Origin of the sequence: Psychrobacter sp. UBA2514 (genome assembly GCF_002341255.1) — a bacterium.
GTDB lineage: Bacteria > Pseudomonadota > Gammaproteobacteria > Pseudomonadales > Moraxellaceae > Psychrobacter > Psychrobacter pacificensis.
Map to the genome: position 1 here is coordinate 93,600 of NZ_DDNS01000007.1, position 18,970 is coordinate 112,569.

The following is an 18,970-nucleotide window of genomic DNA, read 5'->3' on the forward strand; positions in this document are numbered from 1 at the left end:
TATTCATGCTCATGAAGATATCACAACAATCGGCATCATTGACTGCAAATACACATGCAAAAAAAGCGTATGTCTTAGCATGTGTGATTGCTAGCGGCTCGCTATTGACAGGGTTGTTAGCGACCTCAACGACGGCGCAAGCGGCAGGATTGGGTGATCTATTTGGCAGCAGTCAAAATACAGCGCAATCGAAATTTTTGCCAGTAGATGAAGCCTTTCAGGTGAGTAGCAGTAGTGCCTCTACCAAGTCAGGTACGCGTTTATCCATCGCGTTTGATATCACGCCTGAGCATTATGTCTATAAAAATCAAATCAAACTGACGCTACCTGCGGGCGTGACGGCGGCACCTTTTACCTTTAACCAAAAGCCATATTCAATCGACGATCCGACATTTGGTAAGGTATTGGTGTTTGATCAAGCCAATATGGTCGCAACTACCACATTGACCAGTAACAACGGCAAAAACATCGATGAAGCAGCAGTTGTCATTGGTTGGCAAGGTTGCGCCAAAGCGGGATTGTGCTATCCCCCTGAAAAAATCAAAACCACTGTCAATATCACAGCAGCATCGTCACAGAGCGCGACAAGTAATGCCAACACTGAGGCAGAACGTGCGTCTGTTGGCGAGACGGCCGCGAGCGACAATCTGACTGATGCGACGATATCTGCTGGGAATACTGAGACGACATCTATAACAACCAGTAGCACCACGGCGCAAGCAGAACAGGCGTTAACGGATGAGGATGTTATTGATTATGATCTAATCGATGACAGTACTTTGGAGTACGACTCTTTAGATGGTAGCACTGCAACGACCACGATTTCTGGAGCAAACGCCAATGTATCAAGTGACGCGAACAATAGCGAGAATGTAAATGCTAGCAACCTTGTTGATGGTGATCCCTTTGGTTTGGCGTCTCATCCTTGGCTCGCATTGGTATTGCTATTCTTAGCAGGTCTAGGTTTGGCCTTGACGCCGTGTGTCCTACCGATGCTGCCCATCGTTGCCAATATTGTCGCCCGCGAGCAAAACCCAACGGTCAAACGCGGCGTCATTCTAACCACCAGTTACGCAATTGGTGTGGCGACTGCCTATGGTATTTTGGGCGCTGTGATTGCGGTATTTGGCGAGTCATTAGGTATTATTGGCTGGTTGCAAAATCCTATTATTTTGATTGGCTTTGCGATTGTTTTTGTCTTGTTAGCGCTATACATGCTGGATGCTTTTACTGTACGTTTACCGCAAGCACTCAGCCGAAAAATGCAAGGGCTTAGCCAAGCAGGCGACAGCAAGCTTGGTAGCACAGGCGGTAGTTTGATTGCTGGATTTTTATCTGCATTAGTCGTATCTCCTTGCGTCTCTGCGCCATTATTCGGTGCGCTACTGGCAGTCTCTACCATTGGTAGTCCGCTCTTGGGTTTCGCCGCCTTATTTATGCTGGGTTTTGGTTTGTCAGCACCGCTTATTTTAATTGGTGCTACTCAGGGCAAAATCATGCCGAAGGCAGGAGAGTGGATGAACTGGGTCAAGCAAGGTTTTGCCTTATTGCTCTTTGCCGTTGCTTTATTATTAATTGAGCGTGTCTTTATCTCACCCGTGATGCTAATGGTATGGGCATTATGGTTTATGGTGGTGGCGACATGGGCGTGGAGCTGGATTGGCAAAAGACGCATGTTAACCCAAGCCATGAGTCTGATCGCTGGTATTTGGGCGGCTTGTTTGATAGTGGGTGCAGCACTAGGAAACGATGACAGCTTGCATCCATTAGCCTCGCTAAGCGCTGCGCCGATGATGGTACCATCCACGGCTGGTCAGCCATTGGGTAACGATAATATGGCGACAGATGAGACCATTACTACATTGGCAGAGCTAGACGCCATTGTCGCTGACAACTCTAAAGTGATTGTCGATTTAACAGCAGACTGGTGCGTTGAGTGCCGTATTATGGACAAAAATTTATTCCATAATCGCCCCGCACAAATGCAAGATTGGCAGTTAGTAAGGCTTGATATTACCGAGACCACTGACGACTCCAAAGCCGTTTTGTCACGCTACAAGCTGTTTGGCCCGCCAGCATTACTCTATTATCAAGATGGTCAATTGGTTAATCAGCAAGTGGGCGAAATCGGTCGCGTGGAGTTCGAACAAACCTTAACGACGCTAAATAACTGATGGCTCACAACCCGTACTTAATAACCTGAGTAATTCTTTTGCTAAAGCTTAATAATGAAAAAAAGCCAGCGTACGCCAATAATGGTACGCTGACTTTTTTCATCCCATAAAATTATTTTAATAATATCTTCTAAACGTTTGGTTTTACACACAATATGTCTTTTTAAGCAGATTTAATATATCGATAACGCTAGTATAGTGATTATATTTTCATTACAATAAAGTAACAATACTGAAGGGGTATATCAGTTTGTCATAACTGCTTCTGATGTTCTCATTTTTTCTAGTTTTTTAGCGGCGACGCTAACAGTTATATTAATTAACTCACATACTCTGCTGGCGATAATGCTGGTTAGATAAAGGACATTTATGTTTGCCCACATCACCACTCAGCGTCAATTACAACGTACTCATGTAATCAGTCGTAACGCCAGTAGTCGCACGATACATACTCATTTGAGTATCGCAGTCGCTATCGCGTTGAGTTGTACGGCGGTACAAGTACAAGCAGCTGACAATAGCCAAACTTATAACGAACTGCCAGTACCAGAAGCGGCGTTTGAATATGAAACCGTTGAGATGCCGCAGAGCTTAACCACACAGAGCGGTAAAGTAATCAGCAAAGAATTTATTGCTCAACAAGCGAAGCTGTTTTCTGAATGTACGCAAGTGCAGAGCAGTGCCGCTCGTTTGGCTTGTTTTGATAAGGTAGCTGAACAAGGTAAAACACCAAGCTACACCACGACCAAACAACCAGTTGATTTGGCAAAAACATTCAAGACGACTATTTCGGGTAATCCACAAGTTGTTTTTGTGGAAGAGAACTCGACCAGTACTTTTAGTGATGAGAGCGCAACTGCTAATCAACAGTCTGCTACTAATAGTTTGGATACGGTCACAGACAATCAGCAAGAAGCACAAGTTCTAGAAAATGTGGGTGTCACTCAAGCAGATATTGAAAAATACACACCACTCAGTTTGGCATATGATCTCGATCAAAACAGTGAGCGCGGTACTTGGACAGTAAGACCATACCGTCCGACTTATCTGCTGCCATTGTTTTATACTTTTGATCCTAATTTAAGCCCAACCACCCCTTCTCAAGAAATTGAACCTTTTGACTCTAATGACATACGTGAGACAGAGCTAAAATTCCAGTTGTCTCTAAAGAGTAAAGTCGCAGAGGATCTATTCGATACCAGCGCTGATCTGTGGTTCGGCTATACCCAAGAGTCACATTGGCAGGTGTATAACGAAGACAATTCACGGCCATTTCGTGCTACCGACTATCAGCCTGAGATATTTTTGACTCAGCCTGTGACGGCAGACCTACCTTTCGGTGGGCGTTTACGTATGTTAGGCGCGGGTGCTGTGCACCATTCTAATGGACAGGACGATCCGTTATCACGTTCGTGGAACCGTGCTTATCTGATGGCAGGGGCCGAGTGGGGTAAGCTGTCAGTCATACCGCGTCTATGGGCTCGAGTGAATGGTGATAGCAGTAGCGACGATGACAACCCAGATATCGAAGATTACATGGGTTATGGCGATATCAAGTTCTTATATGATTTGCCTGCCGAGCAGAGCATTAGCGGTACCTTGCGCTACAATCCAAGCACCAATAAAGGCGCTGCCCAAATCGATTATATCTATCCATTGTCAGAAAACGTCAATGGTATGGTGCAGCTATTCCAAGGTTATGGCGAGTCCATTGTTGATTATAATCATGAGAATACCTCTATTGGTTTCGGTATCGTACTGAATGATTGGAAAGGCCTCTAATATAAGCGAGTCTTAACATATTTATGATAATCACTAGTCTATGCACCGCTTAGTGCCTTATCAAACTGGACTGTGGCTGGCAGAGTATTTAAGTGTACGCTGCCAGCTATGCCGTATTTATCGCAGTACACCACAGTCTCAGCTATTGATGCAGCAATCACAGGCTAATAGTAATGACGCATCGAGCGAACATTCTGAGTTTTCCCTTTCAAGCAATCCATCCTCGTTCGCTCATATTTTTCATCAAATCAATCACCGCTTAAATAGAGGTCTACTCTGCACTTATTGCCATAATAGTATCGCATGGCTGCCACAGCCTTTTGATGTTGACATTGCTGCTGGTAAATCCTTATCTATCCAAGTATCCACCTATTATGAATATCCAATCCGTCAAGCGATTCGGGCGTTTAAGCATCATGAAGACATGACAAAATTGCCATTGTTGTTACATGCATTACGCCAGCTACCACGCCCACATGGCTGTCATCGTAATAATAGCGTGATTGTTGCCATGCCAACGACCAATCAACGGCTAGTGAAACGAGGGTTCGATCCGGTCAGTATTTTATCATTACAACTGTCAAAGCATTGGCAAATTCCTTTATGGCACGGTGTGGAGCGCATTGATGATACGGTCAGTCAGCAAGGGCTCACACGCGCTGAACGTCTAAGCAATTTAGACAACGCTTTTGCACTAACAGAAAAACCTCCGGTAAAACGCTTGCTATTGTTCGATGATGTCGCGACGACAGGCGCAAGCTTGCAAGCATTGGCACGTGCATTCATCTCATCTGAGCAAACAGTGACCATAAATGCTCAAAGCCATAGCAATTATCATATTTCTGCCTATGCGTTAGCTCATGGCAGTCAGTCCTAAAAATCATCTATCTAATTGAAATTATTAATATATTGCTTATATATCATCGTAACGCTATATTATTAATTACATATATATTTACTGGTCTATCAAGTATGTATTATTGTTCATCCGTATATAACATGAACAGAATGTTGTGGAACAAAAATTGCATATTATTAGTTAAGCTAACTATAAAACTATTAGCAAAACTGACACCAGATTTTAGTTATTTTAAAACAAAAACTGATCAGAGACAGACATTAGCAGTGCTAAATAGGGATTTGATGTGAACGCATCTATGAATAGTCTACCGACCTCGCTAAGAACAGCCAGTTTAGGATTTACCCTGATTGAGCTGATGGTCACGATTGCGGTGCTCGCTATTATTGTCGGTATCGCAGCGCCTAGCATTAGTACGCAGTTGGCCAATCAGCGCGTAAAGGCAACGGCGAATACGTTGGCTAATGCGTTAAAAGAGGCGAAAGTGGAAAGTATACTTCGGCGTCAGAATGTAACAGTCGTATACACGAGTACTAGCACACCTCAAACGATCAAATTACAAGTTGGTGGTGACGATATATCTACCTATAATCTTAACGCTAGAAGTACAGTTACCCAAAAGATTACCCCATCTACAGTAAGCAGTATTGTTTTTCAACCCAATAAGAAAATAGCTAATAATGCCACAGTAATATATACCATCTGTGATAGTGGCTCTACTAATGAAACACCTAAACAAGTAAGCCTTACGAGCATTGCTAATATTAATACGACGAATGCTGGGAGCTGCTAATGAAGACCGTAGACACACAGGCAGGCGTAGGACTAATAGAAGTAATGGTGGCACTGCTATTACTAGCTGTCGCCGTGTTAGGTTTTAGTGCAATGCAGATGTCAGCTATAAAAGCGACAGACGAAAGCCTGATGCGTACGCGAGCGTTAACTATCATTCGGGGTGGTGCTGAGACGATAAGAGCAAATCCTACTGGTATCACTGCTTTTAAGGCGGCAATAAACGGATCTTCAGATTCAATAAGTATTGAGGGCAAAACAATAACTAAAAACAGCTGTGTTAATAATACCAATACAGTACCTGCAGCAGCAGATATTTGTACTATTAATCAACTAGCAACTCGTGATGGATTATTAATGAAATCATATGCTAGTGCTAATGATATTAGTATTGGTATGGTTCCAAGTGGCTGTCCTGGGACATTAGGTAATCAAGAGCTGCAATGTTTTGTAGCCAGCTGGGGTGATACGACGGTTGAACTCAGTGACTCTGCTTCGAACGCCTGTGCTAACGCTGATGGTAGTTATAAGAATGGTGCAGAGTGCTTTATCGTGGAGACGTACTGATGTCATACAATCATGAAGTTAGCTATGGTACTGAGAAGCAGGCGGGCTTTACTTTAATAGAGCTTATGATTTCATTGGTACTTGGTTTAATTGTGTCAGCAGCTGTTATTCAAGTATATCTAATTAATGCAAAGACCAGCAGTATTCAAGCCAGCGGTAGTGAGCTGCAAGATGCAAGTATTTTTGGCTTACAGCAACTGGAGAAAAGTATCCGCTTAGCCAACTTAGGTAATTCAACGACTAGGATTGATGGAGCCACACCCAATGGTGGTATTGTCTTAACAGGTGCTAATATCGTCGTTCCAAATCCGAGTGAACCGAACCCTTATCCGAATACAGGATATTTGACCAGACGAGCAGGGGAAAGTGCTGTTGGTCCAAATGGATGGACGGGAATATCTAATACCAATACTGGTAGCGATCAGCTGACAATTCAATATACCAATATAACGGGTGCACCAATGTCAGACTGTGAAGGTGCGACTGCTGCTATCAATGACATCGTTATTGAACGTTATTTTTTACGCCAAGCAACAAATGATACCAGTACTGGCGCTATCAAAAACTTGGTATTGGCGTGTGACGCAGGTCGGGTTAATCCAGCTGGTGGAATAGACGATACAATGCCAGCAACTGACTCACGTCAATTTGGTCAAGCGGGGCAAGAGTCTATTATTAATGTCGATCAATTTAAGGTGCTATTGGGAGTACAGTATACCACTGGCGCTAATGCAGGACAGATGGTGTATTTACCAAGTAACGCCTATCTTAATATAACATCTGGTAACCCTGTTATCACGGCAGTGAAAATTGGTCTAATCGTACATGGTAGTACACCTATTATCGGTAGCGCAGAACAAACACAATTTGCTTTGTTGGGACAGCCGCCAACAGAAAATAAATTAAAAACAGATACTGGTAGTACAAAAAAAGTTCGCACTACCTATGAAGCTACAACATTGTTGCGAAATGCTCGTGTCGTCAATGTAAGTACTGACCTATAGCATATTGGTAAGGAGACTAGAGGTGATACGATACCGTGATCTGTCAAGATCGACACAAAAAGATATTCATATGACCTATCGGAGTACCGAGCAAGGTGCAACACTGATAGTGGTACTACTATTCTTAGTACTTATTATTTTAGCTGGTGCAATAGCCGTTAGGCAAAGTACGACAGACCTTAAAATCGCAACTAGTGATCAAATTAATACAGTCTTACTGCAGTCGGCAGATAGTGCTAATCAAAAGCTAGAAATGATGTTAAATGGTAGTGCAGACTCTACAGGATATAAAGATGTGACCAGTGCAACAGGCGCCCTTGGTCATTTTTTACTATTTGAAAATAATAAGACAAATGAGTTTATTTATTGTTTTAATCCTCGCACGCAAAGTTACCTGACAAATAGTGCAACCGTTAGAGCGTCTACTGGTGGATATGTAGATGGATTAAATAATGGAATATGTGATTATGAAAAAGCGGAAGATTATACTAGTGCCCGACAGGCCGTGATGACTCAAATGAGTATTACCATCACCCCACCTGAGCCTAACGCAGAGCGGTTTGGTCATGTGGTTTTGGGTAAAGAAAGTGAAGATCGAACCAGCAAAAAATATAAGTTCGATATTCGACCAACTGCTTCGCTTCCAGCTTATAGTGAGCCGGAGCTAGCGGGTAATAATTGTTATGCGCAAACCAGTATCAAAGCTAATGTAGCAACTGGCGAAAAGTCGTTAAATGAATGCTTACTAGAAGTTGGCACACCGAGCAAGATGCTATATGAGCAAGCGGATGTGGAAAACGTTTCATCCTCTACCAAGTGTTATCCCTTTGGCAGAGGCTCTATGGATTCTAAGTGTGTGCTTTCTACACCTTAATTTGCCTATTCATCGTGCTGATATAATATAAGGATAGATGTCATGAACCGACTCGGCAATGCCCCAGCCCGAAAAAAAGCATTTCCAGTGCCCCTAAAATATTTAGTTGTTGCTATGGCATCGATGATGACGCTTCCTGCACAAGCAGATGTAGCAGGCAAAAAAATTGGTGATTTAGAGATATATAAAGCAGCTGAGGGTGGTAAGACCACAGTTACCATGATGCTTGATACCTCGGGTAGTATGTCAGCCCTCGTATCTAATGTTGGAGCTGATGCGTGTGACCTACCTAATGGAGTATCTTCTAATGCAATTAAAACCATAGATTCCACTACCTCGCCAGTCTATCCGAGAACATACTGCGAAGCTATTAATAAAAAATATTTCTATAAAAAAACGTCTAGTTGGAGAGGTACTACTTGGTATAGTTGTGATGGCAGCACTTTTTGTAATACTGTAATATCAGCACCATCAACCTCTGGTTATACTGAAGAAAGTGGCGGTTGGTTTTCTAATGATACGTACTATTATAAAAACATTGAAAGTGGTAGGTATTACGACCGTTTAACCCGTCTGAAAGATGCACTTTTTGCTTTAATGGATAACACCCAACTAGATGCTACAAAAGTAGCCATTGGAATTGGTCAGTACTCAACGCAAAGCAATAAAAATAATAATACATATATAGGTGCTGATGGTACCAGTGGAAAGATAGTCGTACCGGCAAAACTGGTTGATCAGACCCAGCGTAATGCCATCAAAACAGCAGTAGCAGCATTAAAGGGAGAGAATGGAACACCGACAGCCAATGCCTATGCAGAAGTTGGCGCATATATGTTAGGTAAAAACACTTCTACTTCTATCACTTATCCGAGAGAAGAGTATGTAAGATTAGGTAGCTATTATTATGAATGCAACACATGGTCTGGTACGGATTGTATAGGAACTAATAATAATAGAATCGAATCATCATATGGTTATAACGTTGTAAATTGTGGACGTTACAATAGTACTTGTCTATCAAGAAACAAAACCCAAAGTTCTAAAGACTGGGGCTTTAGTGGTTTTGAAAAGTCTATTACAAGTGCAAAGTCTGGTTCAAACTATATAAGCCCGCTCTCATCAGCCTCCAGCTGTGATGGACGTGGTATTTACTTCTTAACTGATGGTGAACCGAATAGCTCGCCTAATCCTTTACCTTTAATGAAATCAGCTTTAGGGTCTACTAATTTTAGTATACCAGCGGTTACACTACCAAGTGGTAGTCAAAGTGGTAACGGCATGCCTGAAGTTGGTGCCTTTGCCAAAGCCTTACGTGATCCAACTATCAATCCACTAGGTACAGATAGAGAAATATATACAGCGGTGGTTGGCTTTGGCTCTGTTTTTGATGTTGATCGAGTGGCAGATGCACAGAAACAACCAGAACAGCGAATCATTCGCAGGTTACCTTATACTAATCCAAAAACGGGTGTGACCGCAGATCGCGATTTTTATAACTGTGAAAAAATCAACAATATTGATGCAAGAAACGCCTGCAACTGGGGCGAAAAATCCCATCCATCTTTATCAGGCGTGGGCGGCTTTGGCGAAGGTGGGTTCTATTCAGCACAGTCCACAGACGATATTGTTAATAGTATTGTTACCTTCGTCAGTGATTTAAACCAAACCTTACCATCGGTACCTTCAGGTACGATTGTTATTCCTGATGACCCATATCGTGCCGATAGTCAGCTCGCCATTGCCTATTATCCTACGTTACAACCCAAAGTAGCGGAAAACGCAGTTATTTGGGAAGGTAATTTAAAAAAATATACCTTAAACGAGGGCACCTTATTTGGAAAAGGAGGCTCTAAGCTGTTTAAAAGTATCGCTGGTGATCTGAATCCAGCGACGCAAGATATGTGGTCAGATAAAAACTATCCTGGTGCCAACGATAAGGTAGAAAGTGGTGGGTTTTTTGCGCAATTAAAGACACCAGCGACAGGGGTTGCCTCTGTTAGAACACTGTATGTAGAGGATTGGGATAACGCTACCAACAAAAAACCTGTATTGAGAAAAGTAGGCGTAAATGCTTCGGGCAAAGTCGTGGTAGATGGTGCCGTACTGACCAACAATACATTTAAAGATACAGCTACCTATAACGAAGTGACATTAAGAAAGATATTGAATTTCTTAGGGTTTACCTCTCTTCCAAGCACTGCCACAGCGGTAAAAGACATGACGCTTAGTAGTGCCAATGCGCCTGAAGCAATCAGGGTGCTGGGTGCAACGGTGCACTCCACGCCAGCCGCAGTTTCGTATTCAGCCAACTTAGATACCACCACAGGTAGAGTGACTGGTACACGTGATGATTATGTGTTATTTGGTTCATCCGAAGGTGGTTTGCACTTAGTGGACGCCGATAATTATGGAGTGGGTGATGGCGGTGCAGAAAAATTCGTGATCATTCCAAAAGAGATGCTCATGGATAGTAGCAAGTCTGACGCGCTGATCAAAGGTGCAACGAAACCTGAAATAGGTGCGCCCAACTTTGGTGTAGATGCCCCGTGGCTAGTCACGGCTGACTACAGGTATGATCTGAGCAACGGGCAAGTAAATGTCGAGACAGGAAGCGGCAAAGGTGTATTCGCATACGGTGGTCTGCGTATGGGAGGGGAGGCCTTTTATGGTGTAAACCTTACCAATACTAATGCTCCTAGCATGATGTTTACGATCACGCCTACAACTTCGGGCTTTAGCCGTATGGGGCAAATATGGTCAAAACCTACTAAAGCCAAAATAAAAATGAGTAAGACTGATGAAGGAACCGAAGTCTTAGTGTTTGGTGGTGGTTATGACATGTGCTATGAAAATGAGGGCTTTCAGGTTGGTATCACAGATACAGAGTTAGGTGCTTGCTCAAACAAATCATCGGTTAAAGGTAACGCAGTATACATTATTAATGCCAAAACAGGCGCTTTGATATGGTCGGCATCTGCTGAAGGCTCGCCGACTAAGACGGTCAATAGTATGACCAATAGTATTGTCGCTGGTGTCACTACCTTAGACCGTGATAATGACGGCTTTATGGATCATATCTACTTTGCCGATCTGGGCGGTCAAGTATTCCGCGCTGATTTTACCAATGCAGGTTTTGTGAAGCCAGTGGCATCCGGCACTGCTTCACCAGAAACTTCTTTTAGTAACACCAGAGTCACACGCGTACTCAAACCTGCCTATTCAGGCAGCAACAAAAAATACAATCACCGTTTCTACGAGCGGCCAGTTGTCAGTTTTTATCGTAACGATTTAACCAACTCACTATTTGCACTCGTAAATGTCATCTCAGGGGACCGCAGCTCACCGCTCTCTAAAATACGAGACAATGATAAGGCTGATAGGCTATATGGCATTATCGATAGTGATATTACCAAGGCAGACCATGTATTTTATGCGAGCAACTTTACCACTTCAGGCACCACAAATGGTCAAGAAATCGTAGAGCTTGAAGCCAACAGTACGGATCTTGCCGAGCTGCCGTCAAGTATTGGTAATTTGACGGGAGCTGGATACACCTTGGCACAAAAAAACGCCGTGATAAATACCTTAAGAAAAGGAGAGAAAAACGGCTGGTATTATCCATTAACGCGCTTTGACGGCTATGGTAATGTCAGATATACCAAAGGCGTTGGCAAATCTGCAGTGGTAGACGGTTATTTGTATACAACGGTCTACAACCCAGATATGAGCTATAATGCCGTGGACTCTTGTTCTGCCAAAGTGACAGGCGGCTCAGAGAGACAGCTCTACTGCTTACCTTATGGTATCTGTACCGATGAAGCCTCCAAAAATGGGACTGCAGGTTATGTACAGGCAGGTAAGGGTATTCAAGAGCTCACGCTTGGACCACGCAGCTCAAGCCTCTCAAATCAGCGACTGCTGATCGGCACGCGAACATTGGCTGAACGCGCCAATGACCGAGTCGATTTTGGTTCTGATAATGGTAAAGGTCTATTTAATGCGCTCACAAACCCCAAAGGGTTAAATCAAGGGAACTTAAGCGTGAATGATAGCATCATAGGCAACGGCACCGCGCCTGAGTTGATATTTAACGAGCGTTATACGCTGCAGCCAAAAGTATGGTATGAAGTAGACTGATAAGGTGGTCGCATGGGCATGAAAGCCTCAAAACAACACTCAGGCTTTACGCTGATTGAGCTAATGATAGTTATCATGATCGTGGCGGTATTGGCAGCGATTGCGGTTCCTTCTTATCGTCAGTATGTAGTCCGAAACGCTGAAGCACAAGCGCAAGCAAGCATGCAGCAGCTACAGATAGAGCTGAACCGCTGGCGCGCTAGTGCACTGACTTATAAGGGTTTTGTACCAAAAAAACAAGCCAGTGATGGTACTGCAAGCTATGGCTATGATGCTACCGACAACAAGACCATTTATGTCCCCAGAGGCAGCGATAGCACCAATTACAGCTATGTGATTACCTTGGTAGATGCGAGCACTGGTAACACACTAGCACCTACAAGTACAGGCTACTCTACAGCAGGTAGCTCATGGCGTATGCTGGCCGAACCAAATGCATCATTTGAAAGCTCAGATGCGCATATCATCATGATAAGTAGTACTGGCGTACGGTGTAAAAGCAAAGATAGGACTGTGACTAGTACAGATGATGACTGCGGCACAGGTCAAAAGGAGTGGTGATGACAGCAGTGAAGTACCATCAGAAAGAGATGATTGGGCGTCAGCAAGGCTTTACACTGATAGAGCTGATGATCGTCGTCGCCATTATCGGTGTATTAGCAGCGATTGCTTATCCTAGCTACCAACGATACGTCATCAAAACCAAACGCACCGACATGATGAGTGAGATGCAAAATATCGCTTCAGAGATAGAAAGTCGTAAACTAGCGCAAGGTAGTTATAGCGCGATTAGTGCAAGTGTCAAAACAGATTTTTCGACCGCATATCCAAGGCAGGGCACTGCGCTATATGATGTGACCATAACCGATCCACTTGTTGCTAAATGGGAAATTACTGCCAGTCCTAAAACAGCGACACAAATGATAGGTGATGGCAACTTGACTTTGAATTATCAAGGCATCAAATGCCGCGGTACTGTCTGTGGTACTGGTGATGAGTGGAGTAAATAACTAAAACAATAATCTCTAAAAAAGAACTGACAATTATTGTCAGCTATCGTGAGCCAAAGTAGCTGCCATTGACATAAACTGACACTTTTAGGTATGCTTAGCGTAACAATTAGTATCAGTAAATAGCAGTATGGTAAGTGACTGCACGAAAATATCAATAAATAGCGATAAGAATTGGACACTTAGCATATATAGCTACTGTGACTAATAATATTGGCACGCTATATGCATCTACTAGGACATGAAAGATCAATACATTATATCCAATACCTAACATAACAAAAGATAGCGCGAGCGAATATCCGTTATCTTTATCCTCTCTAAAGGAGTTCTTATGAACGCTCAAAAAGGTTTTACCTTAATCGAACTAATGATCGTTATCGCTATTATCGGTATCCTAGCTGCGATCGCTCTACCTGCTTATCAGAACTATACAGCTCGTGCACAAGCATCAGAAGGCTTTAAAGCAACTTCAGGTTTGCAAAGCGATATTGGTGTATATGCCTCAACTGAAGGTAAATTACCAGATGCCGTAACTGATGCTGCACAGCCTAAAGTAGCTTCACTTTTAGCGCAAGCAGCAGCGTTAGATGGTAAGTATTTTGCACCAACAACTGGTGTAACTCTTGCTGATGATGGTGTGATCGGTGTTTTATTTGATGCAGGTGCTAACTCAGGTACTAGTATGACACTGACACCAACTTTAAATACAGCCAATGGTCAGATCAGTCAATGGACTTGCGCCGGTGCCGTTGTAGGCGGTGGAACAGCTTTAGCTTCTGATAGATTGCCTGCTAGCTGTCAGTAATTGCTAATATGATCTGCTAGTCTTCTGAATATAAAAAAGCCCTAGCAATTGCTAGGGCTTTTTTTAATTTTTTGATAAGGAAGACCTATTATGAGAATACAGAACGGCTTCACTTTAATAGAGCTAATGATTGTTACTGCTATAATAGGTATTCTAGCAGCTATCGCCATACCCAGTTATTTAAATTACATTGGTAAATCTCAAACAGTCGAAGGTTTTACTGTCTCTAGTGGTTTGCGTAGTGAGATAGCGGCACACGTATGGGAAAACAAACGCTTCCCTAATGCAGCAGAGGTCGCTGTCACGGGAATTATCGGTAGACAGGCTGATGCACTTGATGGCAAATACGTTTCTGAGAATGGGGTTAAAGTCGCACCAAATACAGGTGTTATCATTATCAATTTTGATGCTGGAAATATCGCTGGTAAAACGCTGGTATTAACGCCCGAAATCAACACACTGAATAACCAACAAGTCATTCAATGGGTGTGTAGTGGTACAGTAAGTAGAGACAGGCTACCAACCACTTGTCAAAATTAACACTGTTTATATCATTTTATTTAAAACTGTGATAACTGATATAAGCGCTCTATCTATACATAAAATATTGATGTAACTTATGCTAAATTCCTCTCTAAAGTTTCGTCTCAAAGCTTTTGGAATTCACCTTGGGATTTCTATTCTCATAGCCTTAGTGAGTTTGTATATAGTATTTATGGTATGGCATCCTGCACCGCTTGCGAAAGCAGTTGGTGTAACTCATATATTTATCATGATGCTGGTCATTGACGCTGTGCTTGGTCCCTTACTCACTTTAATCATTGCCAAACCGGATAAAAAGTCATTAAAGTTTGATTTGGCAGTCATTATTATTTTACAGCTTGCAGCCTTTATCTATGGCATGTATAACATTGCTCATAGCAGGCCTGTCTATATTGCTTTTGATACGCTACGCTTTGAAGTCGTTCAAGCTAATGAAATACCGAAAACCAGCTTAGAGCAAGCCCAAGCACCGTATCAGCACTTAGAGTGGGGAGCGCCTACGTATGTAGCTGTCGCCGCGGTAAAAAATGACAAGGAAAAAAGTGCTCGTTTGTTTCAAGAGCTAGAAACAGGAATCGCGCCAAGTAAGCAGCCTCATCTGTATGAGCCATTAGATAAACAGTGGTCGGTGATTAACGATAAAGCCAAACCTATCAGCAAGCTATATCAGTCCAACGATAAGTCGCGGGTGGATGGCGTCATCGATAAATATCCATCTATTATTGCATGGTTGCCATTGGTCGCTTATGAGCAGGATATGATAGTGTTAATCGGTGATAATAGTGTAATAGATATTGTAGATTTAAAACCTTAAGAATAAAAAACCACCGAACAGCAGTTGCCGCTCGGTGGTTTTTTATTGACGGGGTTTATCCCCGCCTCAAAGTGCGATCAGGCTGCCTACTTCTCTAAATACTGAATCTTACCCTCGACGCCGTCCCATTTGGCGGCTTCTGGCATTTGCTCTTTCATCTCTGTGATGTTTGGCCATTTTTGCGCCAGCTCTTCGTTTAGCTGAGTGAACATCTCTTGCCCCTTCGGCACCTCGTCTTCTGAGAAGATGGCATTGGCAGGACATTCAGGCTCACATAGCGCGCAGTCGATACACTCATCAGGATCGATGACCAAAAAGTTTGGTCCTTCATAAAAGCAGTCCACAGGACAGACTTCTACACAGTCGGTGTATTTGCAAAGAATGCAGTTATCTGTAACGACAAAGGTCATAGTAATGTCTACCTGTTATTGATTTGGCTTTTGGCTAAATAGAATAGTCGAAAATAAAGCGTATTTTAGCGCCTTTACTACGATTTGACAATTCCCTTTAGTGACCAATGATTTTCTTCAAATGATAGATTAAATCGTGCGCTTGTTTGGGGGTCAAGCTATCAGGATCAATGGCGCTTAGTTCGTCTTCTATGCTAAATAACTGATTTTGCTTTAAATTATCTACTATATTTGGTGATTGAAACGTGTAACTAGCCTGCTGCTCTTGAACCAAGTTGTTGTTAGACTTTTGCTGTTTATCCGTTACTGAATTAGCTAAGTCATTTTTATCATCAATAGTTTTTTCATTTTCTGCTTTTAGATTGTCTATCAAGTAACGTTTGGCATCATTTAATACTTGAGTGGGGATACCCGCCATCTTCGCGACATGCAATCCAAAGCTTGAGCTTGCTGCGCCCTCACAGATATGATGAAGGAGGAGTAGCTGACCGTCGACTTCACTAGCGGCGACGTGGACGTTACGAATATCGTCACTTGTCTGTCCCAATTGCGTCAGTTCAAAATAATGAGTGGCAAATAACGTCAGGCAGCCAATATCGACTAGACGGTTGACACAGGCATGAGCGATTGCCAAACCATCAGTGGTGGCGGTACCGCGTCCGACTTCATCCATCAATACCAGTGATTTATGGGTTGCTTGATTTAATATATTGGCCGTCTCTATCATCTCCACCATAAAGGTAGATTTGCCACCAGCCAGATCGTCCGCTGAGCCGATACGGGTAAATATTCGATCAATATCACCAATATGTGCATGCTCGGCGGGCACAAAGCTGCCGCAATGAGCAAGCAGGACAATCAGCGCTGTTTGGCGCATATAGGTAGACTTACCACCCATGTTAGGGCCAGTGATGAGGAGCAGTCTTTCAGGATGTCCTTCATCAGCATTGGCACTACCCAGCACGCAGTCGTTCGCGACAAAATGGTTCGTACTTGATGCAGCACCGTTCCGATTGTTCGCGTTCGCCTGATTTAACGCCGCTTCGACCACGACATGACGACCTTGGCGGATATCGATATGGGTCTGATTTTTGGCTATAGATTTATTTTGGGTTTTTGAATCTTCTCCCATGGTTGGACGCTGCCAATGATAAGTCGTCGCAAGCTGCGCCCAATTGCTCAGGACATCTATTTGGGCAATAGCCGCACTCAACTGTTGTAGTTCAGCCAAATGCGTATTTAATTGGTTAAGCAGGGCTTGGTACAGCGTTTTCTCACGAGCTAATGCTAAAGATTGCGCAGTCAGATATTCTGTCTCGACCTCTTTTAACTCATCAGTGATAAAGCGCTCACTACTCTTGAGCGTTTGCCGACGAATAAAGTGAGCGGGTGCGTTTTTGGCTTGCATTTTGGGTAGTTCAAAGTAAAAGCCACTGACTTTATTAAAGCCGACTTTTAGACTCGATAATTGATTGTCTTGACGCGCTCGCTCTACCATGTCGTCCAATGTCACTTGAATATTGTCATGCAAATGAGTCAAACGATCAAACTCTTCATCATAACCGGCAGCTATCATACCGCCATCACGGATATGTGCAGGTGGTTCAATAACGATAGCGCGCTCGATTAACTCAGCCACCGCTTGAACGGCTGGCAGCCTGGCAGGCAATTGCTGCATCAACATCGGCAATAGACCAGCGTCTTCATGGCTGATACCTGACGCTGTCAATAAAGTGGTAATCTGGGCGCTGCTAGCGATACCGTCAGCAAGCTTGCGTAAATCACGAGGTTTGGCACTCATCAGCCCGATGCGACTACTGATTCGCTCTATATCGCCAATGGTATTCAGTGTTTCTCGTAAACGTGTCACCAGTGAGCTATTTTCTGAATGCTGATGTGAATGACCATCCGCATTCAATAGGGACGTTATCGCATCTAGGCGCATATTGATGCGCGCATGCTGACGCAGTGGACGCTTCATTTGCTGTACGAGCAGTCGCTTGCCCATTGGCGTTTGACAATGGTTAAGGACGGATATTAGGGAAGTACCGCTACTACTGACTGGACTAAATAACTCAAGGTTTTGCTGACTATTGGCATCAATAATCAAATAATCGTCACTGTATTCAACGATCAGCTGATTGACTTGTGGCACATGGCGCTGCTGCGTTTGCTGTGCATAATGAATAAGCGCAGCACAGCTAGTTTGCGCCAGTACGTTATCTGCTATACCCAAACCATCGAGACGTTGCACCTCAAACTGCTGACAAAGCGTGTCGCTCGCGTGCGTACGGTGAAAGTCATTGGCAGCGACTTCTATAATAGGGCAGTCCAGATGTTGCCGCAACCACAGCATCCACTCTGCATCAGTGCCATCAGTGCCGCCAATGCTATCGCTGAGTGCTTCACTAATGATACATTCACTAGGCGCAAAACGCGCCAACACAGTAAGCATTTGAGTTTGCAATCCATCTATATCGTTTTTATCTGCTATTAGCGTCTGAGTAGTCAATGTACCTGCAGCTAGATCCATTTGGCTAACAGCTGCTTGTAACGTCTGGCTATTATCTTGCGTTTTTAAATGAGCAATATCGATGGCGACGACAGTCGGTGTATGGTTTGGTGCAATGAGTGCATCATCAGTAATAGTACCTGCTGTCAGCGTTTTGACTACTTCACGGCGCATGATGCTACCGGCCGCCGATTTACTTTTGTCTTTTTTTTGCTTGTCGCCCATCGCAGGGATATTGGCCTTATTGTTAGCGCTGCCAGCATTGGTCGTTGTCGACTCGTCAATTTGCTCACACACGACGACCGTTTGCCCAGCCGCGATGAGGCGTGCCATGTAGCTATCGGCTGCATGAAAAGGAACGCCCGCCATCGCTATCGGGTTGCCCGCTTTATCCGTACCACGACGCGTTAGGGTGATGTCTAATATTTGCGCCGCCCGCTTAGCATCATCAAAGAACAGCTCATAAAAATCCCCCATCCGGTATAGCAGCAATGCTTGTGGATAGTTGGCTTTCATGGTTAGATATTGCACCATCATTGGCGTATGATCTGCTAATTTATAGACGGTATCGCCGATGCTTAAACAGTCAGATGTATTTGGTTTTGATAAGGCATTATCTGATTGAGTAGAAATAGATGAATGATTTTGGACGGACGGCTTTACGGTCATGCAGAGTCTCTT

15 protein-coding genes and 1 pseudogene are annotated in these 18,970 nt (G+C 43.5%); 14 read left to right on the plus strand and 2 right to left on the minus strand.

What is annotated here, in order from left to right; genetic code table 11:
- The first annotated feature begins 5 nt into the window (after nt 1-5).
- The 14 genes and pseudogenes from dsbD to tfpZ all read left to right on the plus strand — a co-directional run bounded on the left by dsbD (nt 6) and on the right by tfpZ (nt 15,367).
- Nucleotides 6-2,174, plus strand: a complete 2,169-nt coding sequence (gene dsbD, locus B3V51_RS02275; RefSeq protein WP_286707890.1) for a protein-disulfide reductase DsbD — start codon at nt 6-8, stop codon at nt 2,172-2,174.
- Between the two features lie 369 nt (nt 2,175-2,543).
- Complete coding sequence (locus B3V51_RS02280) at nt 2,544-3,956, plus strand: phospholipase A (protein WP_286707891.1); 1,413 nt, start codon at nt 2,544-2,546, stop codon at nt 3,954-3,956.
- 40 nt (nt 3,957-3,996) lie between these two features.
- Nucleotides 3,997-4,833, plus strand: coding sequence for a ComF family protein (locus B3V51_RS02285; RefSeq protein ID WP_286707892.1), 837 nt, complete (start codon nt 3,997-3,999; stop codon nt 4,831-4,833).
- A gap of 268 nt (nt 4,834-5,101) precedes the next feature.
- Entirely contained in the window at nt 5,102-5,608 is a 507-nt protein-coding gene (locus B3V51_RS02290; RefSeq protein ID WP_286707893.1) for a GspH/FimT family pseudopilin, read from the plus strand.
- On the plus strand, nt 5,608-6,174 hold the full coding sequence (gene pilV / locus B3V51_RS02295) for a type IV pilus modification protein PilV (RefSeq protein ID WP_286707894.1): 567 nt from the start codon (nt 5,608-5,610) through the stop codon (nt 6,172-6,174). Before B3V51_RS02290 ends, pilV begins: the two co-directional genes overlap by 1 nt.
- Entirely contained in the window at nt 6,174-7,178 is a 1,005-nt protein-coding gene (locus tag B3V51_RS02300; RefSeq protein ID WP_286707895.1) for a prepilin-type N-terminal cleavage/methylation domain-containing protein, read from the plus strand. Before pilV ends, B3V51_RS02300 begins: the two co-directional genes overlap by 1 nt.
- Before the next feature lie 70 nt (nt 7,179-7,248).
- The gene (locus tag B3V51_RS02305) at nt 7,249-8,052 is read left to right on the plus strand and encodes a PilX N-terminal domain-containing pilus assembly protein (RefSeq protein WP_286707896.1); all 804 of its coding nucleotides are present in this window, start codon (nt 7,249-7,251) and stop codon (nt 8,050-8,052) included.
- A 597-nt stretch (nt 8,053-8,649) separates the two neighbouring features.
- A complete protein-coding gene (locus tag B3V51_RS02310; RefSeq protein WP_286707897.1) occupies nt 8,650-12,192 on the plus strand; it encodes a pilus assembly protein PilY in 3,543 nt (1,180 codons plus the stop codon).
- Nucleotides 12,193-12,204: 12 nt separating this feature from the next.
- The gene (locus tag B3V51_RS02315) at nt 12,205-12,753 is read left to right on the plus strand and encodes a type IV pilin protein (protein ID WP_286707898.1); all 549 of its coding nucleotides are present in this window, start codon (nt 12,205-12,207) and stop codon (nt 12,751-12,753) included.
- The gene (locus B3V51_RS02320; RefSeq protein WP_286707899.1) at nt 12,753-13,202 is read left to right on the plus strand and encodes a type IV pilin protein; all 450 of its coding nucleotides are present in this window, start codon (nt 12,753-12,755) and stop codon (nt 13,200-13,202) included. The genes B3V51_RS02315 and B3V51_RS02320 overlap by 1 nt, the downstream gene beginning before the upstream one ends.
- Nucleotides 13,203-13,536: 334 nt before the next feature.
- A pseudogene (locus tag B3V51_RS12870) lies at nt 13,537-13,636 on the plus strand (prepilin-type N-terminal cleavage/methylation domain-containing protein); the annotation flags it as partial.
- Nucleotides 13,637-13,680: 44 nt separating this feature from the next.
- Nucleotides 13,681-14,010 (plus strand): pilin, encoded by a 330-nt coding sequence (locus tag B3V51_RS02330; RefSeq protein ID WP_414706361.1) that lies wholly within the window; start codon nt 13,681-13,683, stop codon nt 14,008-14,010.
- A gap of 90 nt (nt 14,011-14,100) precedes the next feature.
- On the plus strand, nt 14,101-14,550 hold the full coding sequence (locus B3V51_RS02335) for a pilin (RefSeq protein ID WP_286707900.1): 450 nt from the start codon (nt 14,101-14,103) through the stop codon (nt 14,548-14,550).
- Nucleotides 14,551-14,629: 79 nt separating this feature from the next.
- Nucleotides 14,630-15,367, plus strand: coding sequence for a TfpX/TfpZ family type IV pilin accessory protein (gene tfpZ, locus B3V51_RS02340; protein WP_286707901.1), 738 nt, complete (start codon nt 14,630-14,632; stop codon nt 15,365-15,367).
- An 86-nt stretch (nt 15,368-15,453) separates the two neighbouring features.
- On the opposite strand, the gene fdxA is transcribed toward tfpZ, so the two are convergent.
- Nucleotides 15,454-15,777 carry a ferredoxin FdxA gene (gene fdxA, locus B3V51_RS02345; protein WP_011279554.1) on the minus strand — a complete coding sequence of 108 codons (324 nt, stop codon included), beginning with the start codon at nt 15,775-15,777 and terminating at the stop codon, nt 15,454-15,456.
- Between the two features lie 97 nt (nt 15,778-15,874).
- Nucleotides 15,875-18,958, minus strand: coding sequence for a DNA mismatch repair protein MutS (gene mutS, locus B3V51_RS02350; protein WP_286707902.1), 3,084 nt, complete (start codon nt 18,956-18,958; stop codon nt 15,875-15,877).
- Nucleotides 18,959-18,970 lie beyond the last annotated feature (12 nt).